General features: G+C 62.0%; 11 protein-coding genes and 1 pseudogene. 4 read left to right on the top strand and 8 right to left on the bottom strand.

All coding sequences use genetic code 11. From position 1 onward, the window contains the following. Together LB566_RS30035 and LB566_RS30030 are read right to left on the bottom strand one after the other, a co-directional pair. Positions 1–3,316: autotransporter-associated beta strand repeat-containing protein (locus LB566_RS30035; protein ID WP_263498447.1), on the bottom strand; the 3,316-nt coding region annotated here is incomplete at its 3' end. Positions 3,317–3,401: 85 nt separating this feature from the next. After that, on the bottom strand, positions 3,402–7,544 hold the full coding sequence (locus LB566_RS30030; RefSeq protein ID WP_263498446.1) for an autotransporter domain-containing protein: 4,143 nt from the start codon (positions 7,542–7,544) through the stop codon (positions 3,402–3,404). Between the two features lie 356 nt (positions 7,545–7,900). Here LB566_RS30030 and LB566_RS30020 point away from each other — a divergent pair, with 356 nt between their 5' ends. Then, complete coding sequence (locus LB566_RS30020) at positions 7,901–8,854, top strand: hypothetical protein (protein WP_224629773.1); 954 nt, start codon at positions 7,901–7,903, stop codon at positions 8,852–8,854. A gap of 131 nt (positions 8,855–8,985) precedes the next feature. Here LB566_RS30020 and LB566_RS30015 read toward each other — a convergent pair whose 3' ends face one another. The 6 genes from LB566_RS30015 to LB566_RS29990 form a co-directional block, all read right to left on the bottom strand. Beyond that, a complete protein-coding gene (locus LB566_RS30015; RefSeq protein ID WP_224629772.1) occupies positions 8,986–9,420 on the bottom strand; it encodes a GNAT family N-acetyltransferase in 435 nt (144 codons plus the stop codon). Positions 9,421–9,690: 270 nt separating this feature from the next. Further along, positions 9,691–10,632 (bottom strand): hypothetical protein, encoded by a 942-nt coding sequence (locus tag LB566_RS30010; RefSeq protein WP_224629770.1) that lies wholly within the window; start codon positions 10,630–10,632, stop codon positions 9,691–9,693. Between the two features lie 148 nt (positions 10,633–10,780). Further along, the gene (locus LB566_RS30005) at positions 10,781–12,346 is read right to left on the bottom strand and encodes a serine hydrolase (protein WP_224629768.1); all 1,566 of its coding nucleotides are present in this window, start codon (positions 12,344–12,346) and stop codon (positions 10,781–10,783) included. A 60-nt stretch (positions 12,347–12,406) separates the two neighbouring features. Then, on the bottom strand, positions 12,407–14,014 hold the full coding sequence (locus tag LB566_RS30000; RefSeq protein WP_224629766.1) for a D-alanyl-D-alanine carboxypeptidase/D-alanyl-D-alanine-endopeptidase: 1,608 nt from the start codon (positions 14,012–14,014) through the stop codon (positions 12,407–12,409). 261 nt (positions 14,015–14,275) lie between these two features. Further along, positions 14,276–15,877 carry a D-alanyl-D-alanine carboxypeptidase/D-alanyl-D-alanine-endopeptidase gene (dacB, locus tag LB566_RS29995; RefSeq protein ID WP_224629764.1) on the bottom strand — a complete coding sequence of 534 codons (1,602 nt, stop codon included), beginning with the start codon at positions 15,875–15,877 and terminating at the stop codon, positions 14,276–14,278. 67 nt (positions 15,878–15,944) lie between these two features. Then, positions 15,945–17,597 carry a ShlB/FhaC/HecB family hemolysin secretion/activation protein gene (locus LB566_RS29990; RefSeq protein WP_224629762.1) on the bottom strand — a complete coding sequence of 551 codons (1,653 nt, stop codon included), beginning with the start codon at positions 17,595–17,597 and terminating at the stop codon, positions 15,945–15,947. A gap of 1,208 nt (positions 17,598–18,805) precedes the next feature. Here LB566_RS29990 and LB566_RS29985 point away from each other — a divergent pair. From LB566_RS29985 to LB566_RS29975, 3 genes and pseudogenes are all read left to right on the top strand, one after another. Then, positions 18,806–19,507 (top strand): Crp/Fnr family transcriptional regulator, encoded by a 702-nt coding sequence (locus LB566_RS29985; RefSeq protein ID WP_224629760.1) that lies wholly within the window; start codon positions 18,806–18,808, stop codon positions 19,505–19,507. Between the two features lie 82 nt (positions 19,508–19,589). After that, positions 19,590–19,835 carry a hypothetical protein gene (locus LB566_RS29980; protein ID WP_140552520.1) on the top strand — a complete coding sequence of 82 codons (246 nt, stop codon included), beginning with the start codon at positions 19,590–19,592 and terminating at the stop codon, positions 19,833–19,835. A gap of 657 nt (positions 19,836–20,492) precedes the next feature. Next, positions 20,493–21,478 (top strand): annotated as a pseudogene (locus tag LB566_RS29975) (IS110 family transposase); the annotation flags it as partial. Positions 21,479–21,572 lie beyond the last annotated feature (94 nt).

Below are 21,572 nucleotides of genomic sequence, written 5' to 3'. Positions count from 1 at the left end.
GCCCGTCGAGCACGCCCAGGAACCGATCGGCGCTGTCGATGCCGGCAATGATGGCACCCGCCGCGATCTCGCCGGAGGCGGCTGACAGCCCGTTCGCGTCGAGCCTGACGAATTCCGCGGGCAGCCTGCCATTGGCTTCGAAATGGCCGAGCGCCCTGTCGGCCACGGTCCGTTGGTTCTGATTGAGGGCACTAAGCTCGGGATCGGTGCGGTCGATGCCTGTCACCAGGTACACGTTGTTGGCATCATAGCTGAGGCTGGTCTTGAATCCGGGCAAGGGCGCGTCGCTGAGGCCGGCGAATTTGGTGCCGCCGAGACCGCCCGTGGCATTGAGGATGGTGTAGTTCCTGGAAACAGAGCCGCCTGCCAGGAACGTGACATCGACGGTGCCGCCCGAAAGATCGGCGGAGCCGATGACGCTCGCGCGGTCGGCCGCGCCGCCCGAGATCTCGACGGCGTAGACCGAGCCTGCGCCGAATGTCAGTTTCCCGATGATATTGATCGTGCCGATCGAATTCCCAGGCGAAAGCGTGCCGCCATTAATGATCGTCGACGGCAATATACCGGTGCCGCCCACTGTCGCGCGCGTATTCACTCTCAGGCCGCGAGACGAAGCGATCGAGCCGTTTGCCAGAAGCGCGCCGGCGTTGACCGTCATGCCGCCGTCGACGCTGCTGGTGCCGGTGAGGGTGAGTGTGCCAGGGCCGTTCTTGGTGAGCGTGCCGGTGCCCGTCATGTTGCCGGCATAGGTGCCGTCGAAACCCTGGTCGAAAATAACGGCGGCATTGTTCAGGATGTTGCCTTGCAGGCTAAAGGTCGTGCCCTGCAGCGCGCCGGCCAAGACGGTCGTGCCGCCAGCGTAGTTGGCGGCGGCGGGCAGGATCAGCGTGCCGGCGCCGATCTTGGTCAGGCTGCCGAGGCCGGTGATGTTGCCGGCATAGATGCCGTCGGCTGCTTGGTCGAAGACGACGGAGGCGTTGTCGGTGATATGGCCCCGCAGGCTCATTGCATTGCCCTGCAGGACGCCGGCATTGACGGTGGTGCTGCCGGTATAGGCATTCGCGCCAGTGAGGATGAGGGTGCCGTCGCCAGTCTTGGTGAGGCTGCCCGAACCCCTGACGACACCGCTCAAGGTGAGGGATTTGTTGGCGTCCACGAGGATAGCGCCACCGGCGCCTAAAAGCCCGACAGGGCGGGCGCTGGTAAAGGTCTCCGAGGCGCGCAGAGCCCCGTTGTTCAGGTCGACATGGGTGCCGGCTGCGCCGAGCTTGGCGTCGGAGGCAACCCACAGGGTCCCTCCTGCCACCTGCGTGCCGCCGGTGTAGGTATTGTTGCCGGTGAGGACCAGCGTGCCGGCTCCGATCTTGAAGAGGCCACCGTTGCCACTTATGTCGCCGCTCCAGGAGAGAGACTGGGACTGCGCCGTCACGTCGATACCGCCACCGTTGCTGGCCAAGGTGATATTGCGGCTGATCGACGCCGCCGCAGATGTCATGGTCCCGACTGCACCACCGTTCAACATGATCCCGGTGGCTGCCGCGCCCAAGTTGGCGTCGTTGGCGAAGCGCAGCACGCCGCCGGTGACCGTCGTGCCGCCCGAGTAGGTGTTGGCCCCGCTGAGAATCAGGTCGCCGGGGCCGGACTTGACCAGCACGCCGCTTCCTCCGATGACGCCACTCAAGGTGAGGGCCTTGCCTGGGTCGACGAGCAAGACCCCATCGCCACTTAGGAGCCCGACCGGGCGGGTGCTGGTGAAGGTCCCGGCCGCGTGCAGACCGCTGCCGTCCAAAAGATGGATATGGGCATCTGGAGCGCCGAAGTTGGCGTCGGAGGCGACCAGCAGGGTTCCTTCTTCTACCCGCGTGCCGCCTGTGTAGGTGTTGGTGCCCGTGAGCGCGACCTCACCTTTGCCCTGCTTGAACAGGGCGCCGCTGCCGGACATGTTGCCGGCGAAGGTGCCGTCGTTGCCGGACTGGTCGAAGATGACGGACGCATTGTTGGTGATGTTGCCTCTGAGGCTCGACGTGTTGCCCTGCAGGATGCCGGCATTGACGATGGTGCCGCCGCTATAGGCATTGGCGCCGGTGAGGACGGTCACCCCGTCGCCATTCTTGACCAGAGACCAGCTGCCACTGTCGGTGCCGGTGCCGCCAGCTCCGGTCTGGTCGATGATGATGTCGCTTATGGTCTGCGTCTCCCCGGCGCCAGGGGCGACGCTGAACGACCCGTTGCCGTGAAGGAAGATGCCCGACCCGATGCCCTGGCCGGGAGTGGCATTGCCCTGCCCGCCCCTCCTTCCACCGTCACCGCCCGCGACGGAATTTCCGGAAATGTTGAGAGCGCCGGCCAGGGTCAGGCTGCCGCCCTCCTGAACGAAGATCGCACCGCCGAGACCGGCGCCGCCACCGCCGCCACCGCTGACGTCGTTGCTGGTGCCGGTGCCGCCGCCGAAGCCACCAGGCTCAGCCACTCCACTACTGCCGGCCCCGCTGCCGCCGCCAAAACCGCCGGCCCCCGGTATATAAGGGCAGTCGTTGCCCGAACACCAGCCGCTGCCGCCGCCGCCGCCGCCAAAACCACCGGGGCTGCCGTCTGTTATGCTACCGTCACCGCCGGCGTCGTCCGGCGCACCGCCTCCACCACTGACGGAGGGGCCGCCGTCGCCGCCATCGGCTCCGATGGGCCAATAGCCACCGCCGCCGCCACTGCTGCCCCACGAACTGCTCAAAGTCAAAGGTCCGAGCGCGCCGCCATTGCCGCCGCGCGCCTGGTTGGCCTGCAGGTTGACATTGCTTACTGTCACATTGGCGCCTTTGCCGATGAACAGCGCGCCGCCCAGTCCAGCGCCGCCGCCGCCGCCGCCGCCGCGGGCGGGATTGCCGGGTACAATAAATCTTGCGTCGCCACCCTTACCGCCCTCGGCTTTGGCGTTGGTGATGGTGAGATCTTTGATCGCCACGTTGATCGCGCCCTGCTGCACGAACAGGCCGCGATACTGGTTGTTGCCGGAGAGGGTGAAGCCTTGTCCGTTGATGGTCATGTTGCCGCTCCGCACGGGCGGCAGGTTGGCTGTCAGCGTGACATTGGCGTAGAACCGGATTGTGTCGCCGTAGTCGGCGTTGAAGATGGCGAAATGCAGATCCCCCTCGTTGTAGATTGGCCAGTCCTCGGCTCTCGCCGGAAGCGTTGTCGACAGCGTTCCAGCTGCGAGAAGGATGGCCAGTGCCAGGCGCGAGCCCGATGTCGACAGACAAGTCTCTCTGCGCAGAGCCGTCTTCGGATGAGCCCGCCTCGGTGCATCGATTTTTCTACCCATCTGCTTGACCCCAGAAGTCCCCCGAATTTGGGGGATCTTGAATTGACTGTTGACAAAGGAACAACACGCCAAGATGCGCATAGCCTCACCATGTGATGCCGAGCTTCAGCTTGCCGGAATAGCTCTTCACGTTGCCGGAGAACTCGCCCTGGAAGGCGGCCGCGGCGAAGACGCCGGAGGGAGAGGTGTACTGGGCGCCGGCGTCGACGAGCAGGGCGTTGCGGTCGGGTTTGGCGCCGTCGATGGTGAAGCTGCTGGCGGGAAGAGCCTGGAAGCCGGCGCCGAAATTACGGTCGGTGCCGCCATTGATCGCCCATGCGGCGCGGCCGCTCAGCGTCAGTCTGGCGCCGTCCTCGAGCGCGATCGCATGGTCGAGCCGGGTACCGAGTTCGACCCGGGTCGCGGTGCTGGTGTCGCTGTCAAAGTGAAGCGCGAAGGGTCCGGCGCCGCTCGACGTCTCGGAATAGGCCGGCAGGTGATAGGAGATCGCCTGGAAGGCGGCATAGGGCGAGATCGCCACGATCGGCGTCTCGAAGCGGTAGCCGGCCTCGGCGCGGCCCGAGAAGGTGTGCGCGTCGAACTTGCCGGTCAGCGTGTCGCCAAGCACGCTGCGGTTGGTCTCGACGGCGTTGAAACCATAGGCCAGCGCGCCGGAGAGATAGGCATTGCCGAAACCCTGCCGGCCATAGACGCCGGCATTGAAGGTGCCGGCATCGCCCGAACCCAGCCCATCGGCGAGCGAGAAGTTCGACCAGCCGCCGCCGAGGGCGATGCTGACCAACGTGTCGTCGAAGCGGTGGCTGACGCCGCCGACCAGCCCGAAGGTGTTGGCCTTCGTATCGTGCGAGCCGACGGACGGATCGCCGCCAGTCTGCTCGGAGCCGCCATAGGCCGCGCCCCAGGCGCTCCAGCGGCGGGCAAGCACCGCCTGGACGGGATCGGCGGCATGGCTTGCCGACATGTCGAGCGCGGCGAAGCTGCCCTCGCCTGCCGCCTTGTCGTCCTCGGCATAAGCCGCGGCGGCGCTCGCCGCGCCCTCCGTGCCGACAGGCTGGAGCCCGCCCTCGCCCTGCCCGTCGAGCACGCCCAGGAACCGATCGGCGCTGTCGATGCCGGCAATGATGGCACCCGCCGCGATCTCGCCGGAGAGTGCCTGCAGGGCCAGTGACCCCTGCGCTATTGGCAGGCCCGACAGCGCCCCGACGATGCCACCGAAATTACCGCCGGCTGCAGTGGCATCGAGCACACCGCCGATCGCCCGCTGGTTCGACGTCTGGCCGGCCGAGCGGAAGGCATCTGGCGCCAGGATCAGGGAGAGATAGAGGTTGGTGGGATCGAAGCTGAGCACGGGGCGCAGGAACGCGAAATCGGCGGTCACATCGTTAAATGTGGCAATGCCGCCGGCCGGCGCCGAGGCGATCGTGTACGTCGTGTTAGGCACGTAAATGCCGGGCAACGGGACAACGTCGAGGGTGCCGGCATGTACCGTCGCCTTGTGGCCGGCGCCAACGATGGTGATGCGGTCGCTGGCACTGGGGCTGATTTCAACCTCGAAGGTGCCGCTGTTCCAGGTGAGATTGCCGTCGATCGTGATGTTGCCGATGGAGTTGCCCGGTTCGATCGTGCCGCCGTTGTTTGTAATATTGCCGGTGATGTTGCCGACGCCACTCAGGATACCGCCCTTGTTGAGCGTTACATTGCTGGTCAGGTGAACGTTGACGGCTAAGCCGCCGGTATTGATGGTCGTGCCGCCGCCGACAGTGCTGGTGCCGGTAAGGGTGAGCTTACCGGTGCCGTTCTTGGTGAGCGTGCCGGTGCCGGTCATTGCGCCGGCATAGGTGCCGTTGACGCCCTGGTCGAAGATGACGGCGGCATCGTTCAGGATACGGCCCTGCAGGGTGTTGGCTGCGCCCTGCAGGATGCCGGCCGACACCGTCGTGCCGTCGGTATAAGTGTTGTTGCCGCCCAAGGTCAGCGCGCCGGCGCCGGTCTTGGTCAGGCTGCCGAGGCCGGTGATGTTGCCCGCGAAAGTGCCGTTGGTCGCCTGGTCGAAGGTGATCGACCTGGCGATCGGATTGTTCGCGTTGGGGTCGAAGACGATGTTGCCGCGCAGGCTCGTTGTGTTGCCCTGCACCGCGCCGCCGTTGTTGAAGATGTTGCCGGCGTAGCTGTTGGCACCGGTGATAATAAGCGTGCCGTCGCCGACCTTGGTGAGATTGCCCGAACCGCCGACTATCCCATTCAGGGTCAGGGTCTTGCCGGGGTCGACCAGGAATACGCCACCGGCGCCCTCCAGTAAGACGTTGCGCGTGCTGGTGAAGGTCTCGGATGCGCGCAGGCCGCCGTTGTTTTCCAGCGTGATGCCTGTACCCGTGGCGCCGAGCTTGTCGTCGGAAGTGACCCGTAGCGTTCCGCGCTGCACCAGCGTGCCGCCGGAATAGGTGTTGGTGCCCGTGAGCTCGAACTCGCCGTCGCCGCTCTTGATGAGGCGACCGCCGCCGCTGATGCTGCCGCTCCAGATGAAGGGATGCAGCGCCACGTCGATGCCGCCGTTACCGGCGAGCATGATCTTGCGGTCGATCGAGGTGACCGCAGGGGTGTCCTTTGTGGTTCCGACCGCGCCGCCATTCAACGTGATCGCCGTACCCACCGCGCCCAGGTTGACGTCATTCGTGAAGCGCAGGACGCCGCCGGTCACGGTCGTCCCGCCGCCGTAGGTGTTGGCCCCTGAAAGGATCAGGTCGCCGTCGCCGGACTTGGTCAACTGGCCGCTTCCGCTGATCACGCCGCTCCAGGTGAGTGGAGCCGATGCAACGGAGAAGCCGCCCTTGTCCGTGATCGTGACGGGGCGATTGCTTGTCGGCCCCGGATGGACCGTGGCCACGCTTCCGATCGTGCCGTTGTTCAGGTTGATGCCGATGCCCGCGGCACCCAGGCTGGCGTCGCTGGTGAACAACAGCGCTCCGCCCTTGACGGTCGTGCCGCCAGCGTAGGTGTTGGTGCCTGAGAGCGTGAGATCGCCAGTGCCGGTCTTGGTGAGGCTGCCGCCGCCGGAAATGTTGCCGGTATAGGTGCCGTTGATTGTTTGGGCGAAGACGAGTGAGGCCTTGTTTGTGATATTGCCCGCCAGGCGCAGAGCGTTGATCTCCAGGACGCCTTCATTGACGGAGCCGCCGCCGGAGAGCGAAGTCGCACCGTCGAGAATGGTCGTGCCGGCCCCGTTCTTGACGATAGCCCAATTGCCGCCGCTGCCGGCGCCCCCGGTCTGATCTGCAATGGTGTCGCTTATCAACTGGGTCTGCCCGGCGCCAGGGGCCACGGTGAATGACCCGTTGCCGTGAAAGAGAATGCCCGATCCGATGCCTTGGCCGGCGGTGGCCCTTCCTCCTCCGCCGTTGCCGCCTGCGACGCTGTTTCTAAAAATGTCGAGATGGTCGGCCACAGTGAGGTCGCCGCCATGCTGAACGAAAATCGCGCCGCCCAGGCCGCCGCCGCCACCGCCACCTTGTCCATGACCACCGCCGCTGCCGCCGCCGAATCCCCCCTGACCACCGTTATTGGGGTTCCCGTCGGGGCCGATACCGCCACCGCCGCCGCCAAAGACACCAGGTCCGCCGTTCTCGGGTCCCGGTCCACCTCCACTGCCGCCACCGCCGGGGCCGCCTTTGGCCCTGGTTCCGTCGTATATGTCGCCGCTTCCGAACATACCGCCGCCGCCGCCGCCGGCGCCTGCAAAGTTGCTGTCAGCCGAAACGCCGGCACCGCCGTCGCCACCCTGCGCCAGGTTGTGCAGCAAGGTGAGGTTGCTCACTGTCACACGGGCGCCGCTGGCGACGAACAGGGCCCCTCCAAGTCCGGCGCCGCCGCCGCCACCGCCGGCATCACCCGTGTTGGGGCTCACGCCGTTGCCGCCGTTGCCGCCCTGTGCCTTGGCATTTTCGATGACGAGATCATTGATTGCGACCTTGCCTGACTGGACGAACAAGCCGCGATGCTGCTTGTTGCCGGAGAGCGTATGATTGGCGCCGTTGATGGTCACGTCGCGCTGCACCTGTGGCAGGTTGGCGCTCAAGGCGACGTTCGCGGTGAAGGTGATGGTGTCGCCGTTCTGCGCGCCACCACTCGGATTGAGCGCGGCCTGGAGCTGTGCCTCGCTGCCGACATCGAAGTTCCTGGCGTTTGCCGGAAGTGCTGTCGACAGCAGACCTGCAAGGAGGAAAATGGCCAATGCCAGGCACGAGATCCGCGTCGGCGGCCAAATTTGCCTGAGCCGGCCGGCCGTAAGGCGCGACCGCCTGATGACATCGACTTTTCTACCCACCTGCCTGGCCCCTCGAACTTTCCCGAAATAGGAAATCTTAAAATTAGAATGCACCCATGACTGCCGATTGAGGCAGCAAATCAACAGCATTTCTGCCGCCTGCCGGGTGACGAAGGTTTCACCGCAGACGCTCTAAATCGAAAAGAGATCCTCTCAGATAAACGGGAGCGGTGTTATAGAATTCTTTGCCTTTTCCAGGAAAACTGACCCTGGAAATTCAGGGCGCTTCTGCGGGTGGGTGGGACAACAACAAAGGAGAACGCGTGACGCAGGATATTGGTCAGAAATTGCGGGTGACGATGGCACTCCTCGGCGCCGTGACACGCAAGGACCTCGCGGCGGCGTTCCGTCGTGTCAACCCGGCGACGTCGTTCGATGTCGAGCGCGCGCACAAATGGATGCAGGGTCGTGCCCACCCGCGCGAGCTTCGGCTTTACGAGGACTGGGCGAAGGTTGTGGATGTCGGGCGTCCCGGAGCCTGGATCGCCGACTGCGAGCTCGACGACTTCATCCAGGCTATTTGTACTCGACACAATTGCGAGCGCGACGTGCTGGAGCGGCGAAGCGAACCGTCGCGCCGGTCGGTCGCCGGGCGGCGACAGGATTCAAGCCGGTCGCTCGCCGGCACCTACGCCTGCTACTCCCATGCCTGGTCGCCCTATTTTCGCGCCCAGCTCATCCGGGCAGAACTGTCAATCCAATCGAATGGCCCGCAGGGCGTTCTCGCGCACTATTCGGAGCGGCTGCCGACGAGCCGGTTTCAACTTGAAGGTCCGCTCGCGATGGCGGGGCGGGCCATGCACCTCGACCTGGTCGAACCCGGCGGCGATGGCCGCATGTTCTTCTGCCTTTCCTTGCCGACACCACCGGCTAGCGTCCTTGCGGGCCTGATGTGCGGTGCCACGATCATCGGCCCCGACGCGCAGCCATCGGTGACCCGAATTGTGATGATCCGACTTCCAGCGCCGAGCATGCGGCTGCGCTCCGCGGTTGCGTACCTGCCGTCCGAAACGTCGGTTGCCGGCGACTTGGCCTCGCTGGGTCTGCGGATTCCAGATCCAGCCGCGGTCGACGAAGGCATCGGCGCGTTTCTGACGGGCGGCCACGAAGCGGGACTCGATCAAATTCAATCGCATTGCCACAGGGCGTTGGTCGACCTGTTCGATCCGATCTGGCTTGCTAGCGCAATGGCGCAGCAACGTTTCGGAGAGGCTTAGCTGCTCTGCGGGCGATTAGTATTCGTCAGGGATCCAAATTGCGAACGTTGCGGCTGGGGGCTTCCCTCATGAACACGATGCTCCGCGTGCCGGGCCACATCGCGCCTACCATAGCCGAGATGTATTTGTCACTAAACCGACGCTGTTAGCATCTTGCGCAAGAAGAACCGACCTGAGCCCCGAGCGTGATCTGGAAGTTGCCCGAACACCTCGTAACCCGAGGTCTGATAGAAAGCTGGCGCCTGGAATCCATAGGTTTCCAGCCAGACCCCCACACACTTCCTCTCCCGAGCGAGCTGTCCAGCGGCATTCATGAGCCGGGTCCCGAGCTTCTGTCGTCTGAGGGGTTCCGGAACAAACAACAGTTCGACGAACAACCAATCGTAAGACACCTTCCCCCACAGGCCGCCGATGGTCTCATCGTGGTCATGATCACGAATGAGGATGGCGACTGGCTCATAGCCAGAAGGTTCGCCCGCCGCGTCATTATAGCTGACCAAGGCCCTCAAAATCGTTCTATAGTCGGCATCCTCGGGTCTTTCGGATACAATAACGAGCGGGCGCATATTTCAGCCTATCAAGGATACATGCATCGATGAACTTCTCTAGCCGCAGACACTCCAAAAACGGAAGAATTTGTCTCAGAAACGTTGCGACGGCGGTATAGAATTCTTTGCCTTTTCCAGGAAAAGTGGCCCTGGAAACCGGACCGGTTCCGTGGGCGAGGCAACAACATGAGCATGAGAGCAGACAAGGCATAGAGCTTCGCGACGGAATAATCCCGGCACGCGGCGGACGGAGATTAGCCACACGAGGATAGCGAGATCAGTCTCGATTCAAGACGTTGGGCTGTAGCGGAGCAATTTGAAGCAATCCCCGCTTCCCGACGTCAATTGCGTCAGGAAATTTTTCGACCGATCGATCCACTCCTGGTGCGACCTGGCGTCCGCTTCAATCTCATCGACCGGTCTAAGTTTGACGAAGCCACGCCCGTTGCTGAAAAGCCAGCACGCACGGCCGAGAAGTCTCCTGCTGCGCAGGCGCAACAGGTCGGCATCATAGAAGATATCCAGCACCTCCTGCTTGATCTTCCGCTCCTTTTCAGGATTAGCGATCGCGACATCAAGTGGCTCACCGCCGATCGCATCGTGCAAATCCGTGTAGTCCAGCGGGAGCTGAGTGGTGGCATATTTGATCTCGCTCTCATCGCTGACGATATTGAACCACAGCGTCGGATCGAGTTCGTTGACGACGAACGACGATTCGAAGTCGCGCGATAAGTTCAGAATCTCGAACGCCTGAACGTCAACGTCGCGCTCGACCAAAAGAAGCTCGGCGACCTGCTTGGCGAGCTCCGCTCCGTGCGCGCCGATGGCGTTGTTCTTTCCACCGAGTTTCGGATCGATGTAGGGCCCGCCTTCATCGAGCAGCGTATCGAATTCACCAAGGGATTCGACGACGGCAGCGCCGCGAGCAATGCGTGCCGCCAGTTTGGCAAGGACCTGCTGGAGTTCGGTTTCGCGTTTGCGCTGGTCCTGGTAATTCTGCTGAAAAAAGAAGATGAACAGAGATACTCCAATTCCGATCAGGATCACGCCCAGCTGTGAAAAGGTATTGCGATAATATTCCAATAGCTTTTCACGATGGCGTGCGTCCTGCCGCACACTGTGCGCCACCCCAAGATTGACGATAAGCGAAATGGTCAGGAGCCCGGCGCCAACGAGGATGAGTCCGCCGATGAGGAGGTATCCGTAGCCTGAGAACGTCCTGAAATCCATTTCATTACCGAGTTGCTGAGCCGTTAGACGTTAGACGCAACCTAATACCATCGGGCAACACCTAAATCCGCTGGAACACCAATGTCCGCGGGCGTGAAGGTTCTCGGATGCCGGATGTTCGGCATAGTCAAAACTCCCGCGCACTGGATCACGGCTTGCGTGGGTCTCGAAGAAAGGTGCCCTGGCCATGGAGGTTCAAATTCTCGATCGTGACGGCTGTCGTCCGGTCGGCCTCGACGGTGAATGTAACGGCACTCGGTCCAAAGGCGTTTTCACCAATCGGTTGGTATGTGAACGTATCGCGGCTGATGTGCTGAAGTGGAAAGGATTCCGTGCGGGGCCCGAGGCTCATGACCAGGCTACCGCTCTTCTCTGTGACCGTCAGTCCGCCATAAAAGTCGTTGCCGTAAGTGCCGACATAGCTCGCGGCAGGCAGGGCCGGCGAAGGCTGCGAACGAGCCCGTGTGGCATCGATGGCGCCGCCATAGTCGGGCTTCATGGCATCCGCCATGACCTGGCCGTAGGCGTCGATCCAGTCTCGTTCAACCTTGCCGGCAAATACGAGATCGAGAAAGCTCTTGCTCGCGGCCTCTGCGAGACCGACAGGATGGCCGTTCGTCACCACGACTATGCCGAGCCGTTCTGCCGGAACGAGATGCACATTCGTGCCGACACCAAGATTGAACGCTCCCGAGTGGCTGAGATGGATGCGACCCTGCGGGTCGAGATCGACGTTCCAGCCGAGTCCGTAAGACGGGGGAAAAGCGCCGGACGGAACCGGCGCGGATCCCCGCGCGATCACTGGTTGGTGGGTCTCGGCAAGAGCAGCCGAGGTGACGATCTCCTTGCCATCGAGCTTGCCGCCGCCAAGCTGGAGCCTCAGCCACTGCGCGAGGTCGCGTGCCGTAGAGCTGACACCGCCAGCCGGAGACTGGGCGTCAGGATCGCGCGGCGGGCCGGGAAGCCATTTGCCGTCAATGCGGACGGAATTCACGGCGCGATTTTCGGCGGCGAGGAAATCGGAATGTCGCGAGCTCGTCCGGGTCATGCCCGCGGGTCGATACAGCCGCTCTTCCGACAGTATTTCCCAAGGCTTCCCGGCAGCCTTGGCTGCGGCGAGCGCCGCTTCCGTCAATCCGAAATTGGTGTAGGCGTAGCTTGCCCGGAAGGGACCGGCCGGGTTGACGTGGCGTAGCCGGAACAGGATTTCTTCGCGGCTGTATCCCAGGTCCTCGAGGAGATCGCCGATATGTCCGGGGAGACCGCTTCGGTGAGAGAACATGTCACGAAGCGTGACCTCGCGCGTGACCCAGGGATCCTTCAGTTCAAATCCGGGGTCGTGCTTTACGATCGGATCGTCCCAAGCCACGAGACCTTCGCCGACGAGAGTGGCGACCACCGTGGACGCAATCGGCTTCGACATCGAGGCGAGCTGAAACACAGTGTCCGGGTCCACGGGCTCAGGCTTGCCCACCTCGCGAACGCCGTAGCCGCGGAGAAACACGACCGTATCGTCGTGAACGATGGCGATCGCCAAGCCAGGCACCCCGGTTCGCGACATGCCATCACGGATAATGGCATCGAGCTTTGGGAGAACCTCGGTGACATGGTCAGTCGTCACGGGGGCAGTCGTAACGGGCTCGGCGAAGGCCAGTTTCGGCAGGAGGCAGGCAACGATCGCGGCTCCCGCCCAAAAGGCCAATTTCGAATTCATCATCATCTGCTCCGGCGGTTGGAACGTGCCCCACGGCACCCAATGGGAAATCTCGGGCCATCAGTTGAGTTCGTACAAAACCGCAGAGATCGCTCCCTCGTCTGCGAACACCTTGATGACGTCTGCGATGCTGCCGATTGGCGTGACATTGTTTACGTAGACAACATAGGCGAGCAGTTTTCCTGCCTTCGATCTGATGTATCCCGCAAAGACCTGCGCTTTGAGCGTGCCGTCCGCGATTGTTGTCCCGGTCTTCGCAAACACGTGTCCCACGGCCGGCGCAATGACGGGGTTTGGCGGATCGATGCCGACGGTGGCTAGCGAACCATCGACCCCGAGAGCAGGAAGGGCATCGAAATAAGCTTCCGACGCTTTCGTCTTGCGCATTGCTGCAAGCAGGCCCGTGACGGCACCGGGCGTGGCGCGGCTATCGGGGCTGCCGCTGCCATTTGTCGGAAAATCGAAGCCATCGGGAGAAAGTCCATACTCACCTATCAGCGTATTCCGCTCGACTGCGAGGGCCGTCTCGATGGTTCTTGCTCCCTGTGTGAGGCCAAATAAGGCAAGGCTCAGATTGGCCCCGAGATTGTGGCTGACCTTGAGGATCAGCTTCGCGTATTCCGCATATGGCGGTGAAACGAGTCGAGCGACTTCCGCTGATTGCAAGTACGCGCTTTTCAAGGGAAGCTTCGCGACTGGGTTCGGGCCTGTCGCCGATGCCGTAACCGGGACTCCCGCCCTGCCCAGCGCCTCGATTAACGCTGTGCGGGCAAAGGAAGATGGCTCGACGATCGGAAACGTCTGGACCAACGTCGCCACGCCGGGTAGGCTCGGCCTGTAGCCAATAGGGATCTGGCCCTTGACGATCCCGACCTTAGGGTCGGCGGGCGAAATCTCGAGGGAGATCTCCATCGGTTGGCTGGCGGCGACGGTTTTCACCTGTGAACTGACGGTGAAAGCCGCTGTCTTAGGTCGCCAGTCCACCTCGGCCGGTTGCCCGGCTTCAGCTGGCAGGATGGTCACGTCGATAAGGTTGTCGTTCACGATGATCGGTGTGATCAGAACGTTCCCGTTTGGCACGCGGAAATGATCGAAAAGGCGATCGTCGATGATGACATCGCCCGTAACGGCCTTGATCCCGGATTGGGCGACCTGCCTCGCAATGGAATTCAGCCCGGACAGCGGATCGGTTTCCGTAAGGATCGCGCTGCCGAGCGAGTTGGCCTCGGTGTGGTCGAAATTGGTGAAAGCGATCTTGCCGCCAGCCGTGGTCCGTCCGCCAAGGGTCAGATCCCCGCTTGCGAGCAAGACAAGATTTCCTTGGAGCGTGCCGTCTGCCCCCACCTCGCCGAGGCGATAGGCCTTCGTCTCGAAGCGATGATCGACACCGAGCGCGTTCAGCGCGAGACCGACCGAGAACAGCTTTCGTACCGAACCCGTGAAGAAAAGCGAGTCCGAGCCGTAAGCCGTCGTCGTGGCTCCCGAGGGGAGATCGACTGCCCGGAGGCCCCAGACCGCCCCGGAATAGCGGGGCGCGTCCATAATCGCGCGGATAGCGGGCGGAAGTTCGGCTGCGGCCGCACCGGTTCCGGCACCCCAAAGTGACGCCACGACGCCCATGGCAACCATCAAGCCGCTTCGCGTGCCCTTGAACAGCGTTCGTTCCATCTCTTCCTCCAATGCGGCTGCGGCTCGACTGCCGCGACGTACCGACGTACCAATGAGAATGCCAATCCGAAGAGAACGCGCATCAAGGCACTGCCCCTGAAGATAGCAGAGCTGGGAGTGCTGTAGTGCGTTGCCATGCCTGCCTCGCAAGCGTCGCGGCCTAGAGCGGTTCATCGTTTCACGGAAACGGCGAACCGCTCTATCTATTTGTTTTTGCGCAATTCCGGACGGAAAACCGTACACACTTTTCCTGGAATTGCTCTAGTAGGCCTGCTGAATCGCGGCGGCGATCGCAGCAATGTCGTGATCGGCGGCGATGAAATCCTCGACCGAGCCAAAAGGAGCGCTGTTGAGGAAGATCGCAAAAGCAAGCTCGCGGCCGCTTTTCGCCTCGATATAGCCGACTTGGGTCTTGGCGATGATGATGCCTTGATAATCTCCCGGCGCCGAGGTGACCCGTGTACCATCCTTGATGTGAATATGCCCGACCGCCGGGGTTCCAAGGCCGTTTGTAGCTTGTGTTCCATCCACGCCCAGGATGGCCATTCCGTCCCGGATGGCCGATCCCCACGGCTCCTTGACGATCCGCGTGAGCACCGTTGTCTGGTCCGCGGGCGCTGTCTTGGCGTGGTCATCGGAGCCGGCGCCGTCGAAGACGTAAGTGCTTTGCCGCGACACGCCCAGGCGATCGAGAAGTTCAAGCTCCTTGCCGATTCCAGCCTCGCAGTCTCGGCTTCCGCCTTTCACGGCTGCAAGACACAGCATCAAATGGGCGCCACGATTGTAGCTGACCTTGAGAACGACCTTGACGAATTCTGAAAGCGGAGGCGAGACGTGCTCGGCCACTTTGTTGCCCGGGGAATAGGCCGCCGCGTCCGGCAGTTCGTCAACTGGATTTGGCCCAAGCGCGTTCGCGTCGACCTTCACTCCGGCGCGCTGCAACGCTTCGATGAACGCTGTTCGAGCGAAGGCGGCCGGGTCGGGCACATGCCAGATGTTCAAGGTGGGCGCGACTCCGGCGGCGATTTCGCCGCTGACCCGTATCTCTCCAGGAGCAGGCGACTCGATCGTGATGGGCTTCGGATTCTCTGCGACGGTCATCACGGCGCCCACCACCTTGACGGACGCGGTCTTGGGTCGCCAATCGATCTTGGCCGGCTGCCCTGCGCTGGCCGCCGTCGTCATGATGTCGATGACGTTTTCGTTCAGCCAGATCGGAGAAATGATCCCGTCCGTGGGGTCGCGATGGGTTTCGAAAAGCCGCGCATCGATGATAACGTCGCCTCCGACCTCGGCAATGCCGGATCCACGAACGGCCTTAGCCAAGCTGTCCAACGCCGCCAGCGGATCGCTGCCCTTCACCAAAGCGCCTCCGGCAAAACCGGTGTCGGCATAATTGTGGTCGATCTCGGGAAAATTGTTGTAGCCGAGAGTGCCGTCAGGCTGCTCTCGCAGGCCGAAGCTGAAATCTCCAGAAGCGACCAGGATCAGATTGCCGTCGAGCCTGCTTTCCGACACCGACCCAGTCTTGTAGACCGGGGTATGGAACCGGTAGTCCGCCCCATACAGATCGAGCGCAGTGGCCGTGCTGTAGACCTTCATGATCGACCCGGGGGTGAGCGACCGGTCGGCCGCCTGGTCGACAAGCACGGTCCCGGTGTCGCGGTCGACCACGCGCATGCCCCAGCTTGTGTGTGCGTACGCGGCTTTCGATTGGATCTTTGCTATGACAGCAGAAACGCTTGCCGGCATGTCGCCTTCGACCCGGGGAAGGGTGTCGGCGCACGCGCCAGTACCACATAAGACACCCAGGTTTACCAGCGCCATCAGGGTGGTCACGGACATCGAACGGATCGTGATCATGGGCAATTCCTTTTCATGAGCGTGAGATCCACGCGCCGGGCGAGAGCTGAGCGTAGAGGCCGCATGGTTAGAACCGCACCCCGGCAGCAACGCGGAACAGGGCGCCCTCGACGCCGAGCTTGGCTTCATCTTTATACGGTGTAGCGACGTAGGCCAGGAGGTTGAGGTGGTTTCCAATCCCGGCGCGGATGCCGACACCGACGGAACCGAGCGAAGCAAACTCATAATCCCTGCCCGGCGGGTTCCATACCTCTCCATAGTCGACGAAACCGAACAGGCTGGGATTGGCCAGCCAGGGTATGCCGGCATCGATCCCTTTCCGAAGCTCGAACGCGGCCGCGATGCCATCGTCGCCGGTGATCGAGGAACTGTCGAAGGCTCGGCTATAGGGGTCGCCTCCCAGGTCGAAGCGGACCGCCGAAGGGAGCTCGGTGAAGCCGTACTGGCCGGTGAACTGCAGCTGCGCCGAGAGGGTATCCGTAATGTCGCGCGAGAGCGTGCCTTCACCGAACACGTAACTGAAATCGGCGTTCTCGGTGTTTGAGCCGAGACCGCTCAAACCCTGGCCCAGGCCGGCCTCGGCGACGACGGCGACACCGCCTATGGTCGTGTCAAACGTGGCTGCCGCCGTCAGCCACCGATTACTATTCCGCGCCGCCGGATCGCCGTTGACGTCAACTGCGACATCCTTGGTGTTGATCGCGAATTTGGCGAATAGGTTGTGGTCGATCGTGCGCACAACCGCATAGTTCAGAAAGGCCTTTCCAAACGTGCTCCCGACGTGAATGTCGTTGTCGTCCAGCGGATTCGACCAGACTTGGCCGAATTCATACCCGGCAACGAACCCGGACGGCCCGAGCGGAAAGGCCTGCCCGAACCGGAGAAACACGAGTTCGTCCGGGTCGGCGGGATTGGTCACCGCGAGCGCCTCGGTGCCCTCGAACAATCCGAGAGCATCGTTCACGCGCGCGATACCGGAAAGCTGCAACGGCCCGGTTGATGGCGTGCCCAGATTGTCGAGGCGGGCATCGAGCCCGCTCCTCTTGAAGTCGACCTTCAACACAAGCTTTCCCGCAGCCGGATCGTCCTCGACCTTGGAAAGCTTGGCTTCGACCGTGAAGCCGGGGATATCGGCGACGAGCAGGGCGTAACGCTCAAGGTGAGAGACGCGGACTGGTCGCTCCGCCACCATGCGGGCAATATAGGGCTTCAGCCGTTCCTCGAGACCGGGCTGATCCGAATCCACGACAACGTCGCGGAGATAGGATTCGTAGACGACGATGCGTATCCGGCCGCTGCTGAAATCCTGCTGCGGGACCAGAGCCGCCGCATAGTAATCGTGTTCACGGTAGATGCGTTCTATTCCGTCGATGACCTCCTTCATATCGAGGAGTGAAATCTCTCGACCAATCAGTTTCTCCCAAAGCGTAGAGAAGATCGCCGGATCGAGCGTCACCGCTCCTTCGAGATCGATTTTGCGGAGCCGGAAGCGGATGGTTTTGAGCTGCTCGGGGGGTAGACCGGCGACCGGCGCGGCGTGGGTAACGGTGATACTCGGAGGCCGCCGAGGCGGCGGCTCGAACCGCTCAATGACAGTTGTCTGATCTCTGATGGCGCGGTCCGCGTCCTGCGCCTCCCCGCGAGAGACCAGCACCGCTAGAAAGCTGGACGCGATCAGCACCAGTCTGGTGGCCAGACAAAGCCGGTCGTGGTGAACCACTCTTTGCTCCAAAACTGCCCACAAAGTTCTCAAGCCGCAGACATTCTAAACCGAGAGGAATTGTCTCAGATAAAAAGAAGTTGTCTCAGATAAATGGCGACGCGTGCATAGAATTCTTTGCCTTTTCCAGGAAAAATGATCCTGGAAATTCGGAGCAGTTCCGCAGCTAGGCAACAAGAACAAGGGAGAAGTGATGGCGCGGGAGATTGATCAGAACTGCAGCGCCTTATGGACGACGAGGATGCGGCAGAGGCGAAGAGGAAAAAAGAGCGACCAGAATGGTGGGAGCGCTATGAAAGACAAGAGGATGGCCTCACGATTCTGCAGGGCCTTTGACAGTTCCGACAACTGATCGAGCACGCTCCCCAGCCGCATTCCGGCGACCCCTTCTTCGAGCTAGGTGCCCCTGAGCGTTTCCCTCACCTCGGCATGCCATGCGCCCTCTCGGCGCTCGGCAATTTCAACAGCGAGCCGCCTGGCGGCCAGCTCCTCTTCCTTCGCGGCGACGCTCTTCACGCTTCCGCGCGTTCCGCGTCGACCTTCGCCTGCCTATCGAGAAAGCGGTCGGCGGCGACCACCATTGCCTCCAGGGTCTCACCAGCGTCCGGCTGAATTCCAACGCTTTGAAGAGCCGAGGCCAATCCGAGATGGATCCGCTCGCCTTCGGTTCTTGCGCGTTCAATCCTTGCGCGTGCGAGCCGGATCTCGTCCCAAGCGGCAAGTGCGTCAGCGTGCGCAGAGAGGCGCTCCTGGAGAAGTCGATCAGCATATCTAGCGACTGAGCCTGGCAATCCTCAAGCAAGGCGCTGGGCTATTGCGGAAGCTACCGTGAGGCGTCAGCTTCAGGGATCCGCCGAACGTGAGCGGCCAGACCGCGGGGTGAAGGTCTTGGTCGAGGTACCAAATGTCACGACCGCCAGGTTAGGGGGCTGTTCCCCAGATTTTAAACGTTCAGCAGGCGACCCCCAACTCGGCGTTAAGCGTTGGGATCGCTCCGCCCGCATAGAGGATGGTGTACCCGCACAAGCCAATGCGTTTGCGGTAGCACTAAGGAGTTAGGCCTGAATCGCAAAAAGTGCTTTCCAACTGGGCTACATCCAATTTGCTAATCGCGCCCTTGAGGTCTACTCTACGATATATCGGCCGCCAGTGTTTCGGATGCAGCAGACAGTGAGAGGTACGTGCTCTTGCCCGTCAGGGAGCGCGCCGTGCCCCAATCCCTTCTTCGCAATCATGTATTGAAAGCCCTCTCGCCTGAGGATTTCGCGCTGCTGCAGCCGTCAATGCATCACGTCGAACTGGGCCTCAAAGCCCGGCTCGAGAGTTCGTATCAGCCAATTGAGCATGTGTATTTTCCAGAGGCGGGTATCGCTTCGGTGGTCGCCACCATGACCGGAGGGCGGCAAAGCGAAGTCGGCATCATCGGCCATGACGGCATGACAGGGGTGGCGGTTATTCTCGGTCAGGACAGTTCCCCCAACGAAACCTACATCCAGGTCGCCGGCAATGGTTGGCTGCTCCCGGTTGAAAGCCTTCGCCCTGCGATTGAAGAAAGCCAGCCCCTTCGCGAGTCGTTGCTTCGCTATGCGCACGCGTTCCTTGTCCAGTCGTCCCGTACGGCACTGGTCAACGGTCATTCCAAAATCGAGGAGCGGCTGGCCCGGTGGTTGCTTATGGTCGATGATCGTATGGAGGGCAACAGAATCTACCTGACGCACGAGTTTCTGGCCACCATGCTTGGCGCCCGGCGCCCTGGCGTCACCATAGCCCTGCAAATGCTTGAATATCGGGGGCTGATCCGCGCCAAACGCGGTGAGATCACCATTGTAGACCGGCCCGGAATGATAAAGCTGACGCACGGCGCCTATGGCGACGAAGAGCAACGTCACTTCGGCAGTGCGTCCGGCTGAATGTCCGGAATCGGACGCACCCTTACGGGGATACCGAATTGCTGCCAAAAATCGTGTTGGTTTGGGTTCAGGAGGAACTCACATGACCAACAGTTTTCACACTGTCACAGTTGAAAGGGCGGCCGAAGCCTATGTCCGTTCCAGAGGGCAGGCCCGCTTCCTTTCCATCGCACAGGCAATACGTGCCATTCGAACATTGCTTCCGGCGTGTAAGGCCACTGACCGCGAATTGGAAGAGATATTGGCTGCGGCATGCATCCTCCACAGCATTCCTGTCGCTTTCGACGCAATAACTGCCGATCGCTCTGAAAAACGGCTTCATTCGTAGGCCGTGCAATGGCAGACCTCGTCTCGACTTACTTCACCGGACGTTCGCCAAACGATTGTCCGTTACCTGCTTGATCATGTCGAAAGTCCTAGCGTTTCGATAGCGAGGTCATCCACGCCGTCAGAAAACGGATCCCGCTGTGCGAACTGACGGATTGGGAACTTGGCGATTACATAGCGCGAAGCGCGATCGACGCGGGTTTTGCTGTGGAGTTCGACGCGGAGGTTACCTGATCGCTATTATTTAACGACAGCAAAAAGCTCTCTACCGGCGCCCTACCCTGGCGAACTTTCCGAACCGAACTTCGGTCCCACATTCCCGGTTCACAGGTATTGCGGAGGCGCGGCGATCGGCTAGAAACCACCGGCATGCGGAATAGGTCATAGGCGGCTGCCTGCATCTACAAGCCGCTGCTTCTCAATTGCCGGGCTAGGTTGCTGTGTAGTGAAGCCAACGGCTACCCAAACGTCTGGCTTGAAGCGCGTAGCCGACAGGCACCTTTGGGGCCGAGGAACGAACATGACGTAATCGCGGGAGCGGTGGCCACCTGAGACGTGGCGGCGATGTTCGAGCCTCTAGCCGGCTGGCTGTCCCCCGATAGGATGAAGAACGGGCTCACGATTGACACCGGGCCCAGGCATCGAACGGAGGACAGCCATGGAACAGTATATCGGTCTCGACGTGTCCATGAAAGAGACGGCGATTTCGATCCGGCAGGACGGCAAGAGGATTTGGCGGGGCAAGTGCTCGTCCGACCCGCAACTGCTCGCGGCGGTGATCCGCAAGCGCGCACCGTATGTCCGGCGGGTCGTGTTCGAGACGGGCCGCTGTCGGTGTGGTTCTACCATGCGCTGACGGCAGAGGGCCTGCCGGTGATCTGCATCGACGCGCGGCATGCCAAAGCCGCGCTCGACATGGCCGCGAACAAGACCGATGCGAACGATGCCGATGGCCTGGCACATCTGGCTGAGGTTGGCTTCTACCGAGAGGTTCGGGTCAAAGGTTTCGACAGCATGCTGATCCGCACGCTGATCACCGCACGGCGCCAGCTTCTTAAGATGCGTTTGCAGATATCCAATCAAATCCGCGGGTTGATGAAGACGTTCGGTCTCGTCGTGCCCAAGGGTGCCGGCAGCGTGTTCGAGCGCAACGTTCGCGACCTTCTGCTCGGCGATCAAAAGCTGGCGCGCATCGTTGTCCCAATGCTTCGGGCATGGAGTGATATCCGGCAACAGGCGGCAGAGCTGAGCAAGCAGCTGGCTGCCATGGCCCGTGAGGACCAGCACTGCCGCCTCCTCATGTCAGTGCCAGGTGTAGGCACCGTCACAGCCACCGCCTTTGCCGCAGCCGTGGAAGATCCGGCGAACTTCAGGAACTCGCGCGCCGTGGGCGCGTGGGTGGGCCTGACAACGAGACGCTATCAGTCTGGCGAGGTCGACCATGATGGTCATATCTCGCGCCGTGGCGACAGTCAGTTGCGCGGACTGTTATACGAGGCGGCCGCGGTCATCCTGAACCGGTCGACGGATACCAGTACCCTGCGCACCTGGGCGTTAGAGCTGAAAGAACGGCTTGGCTTCAAGCGAGCGGCGGTGGCTCTGGCGCGCAAGCTGGCGGTGATCATGCATGCGATGCTTCGGACGGTCGAGCGATTAGACGACCGCCGCTGCCTGATCCTGCAGACGTTAGCTACGACGATTTCTTCGGGCCATTCAACCGATAGCGTTCTTACAGGAC

This window comes from Mesorhizobium sp. CA13 (assembly GCF_020165235.1).
Classification (GTDB): Bacteria; Pseudomonadota; Alphaproteobacteria; order Rhizobiales; family Rhizobiaceae; genus Mesorhizobium.
This window is presented reverse-complemented; position numbering and strand designations above follow the sequence as displayed.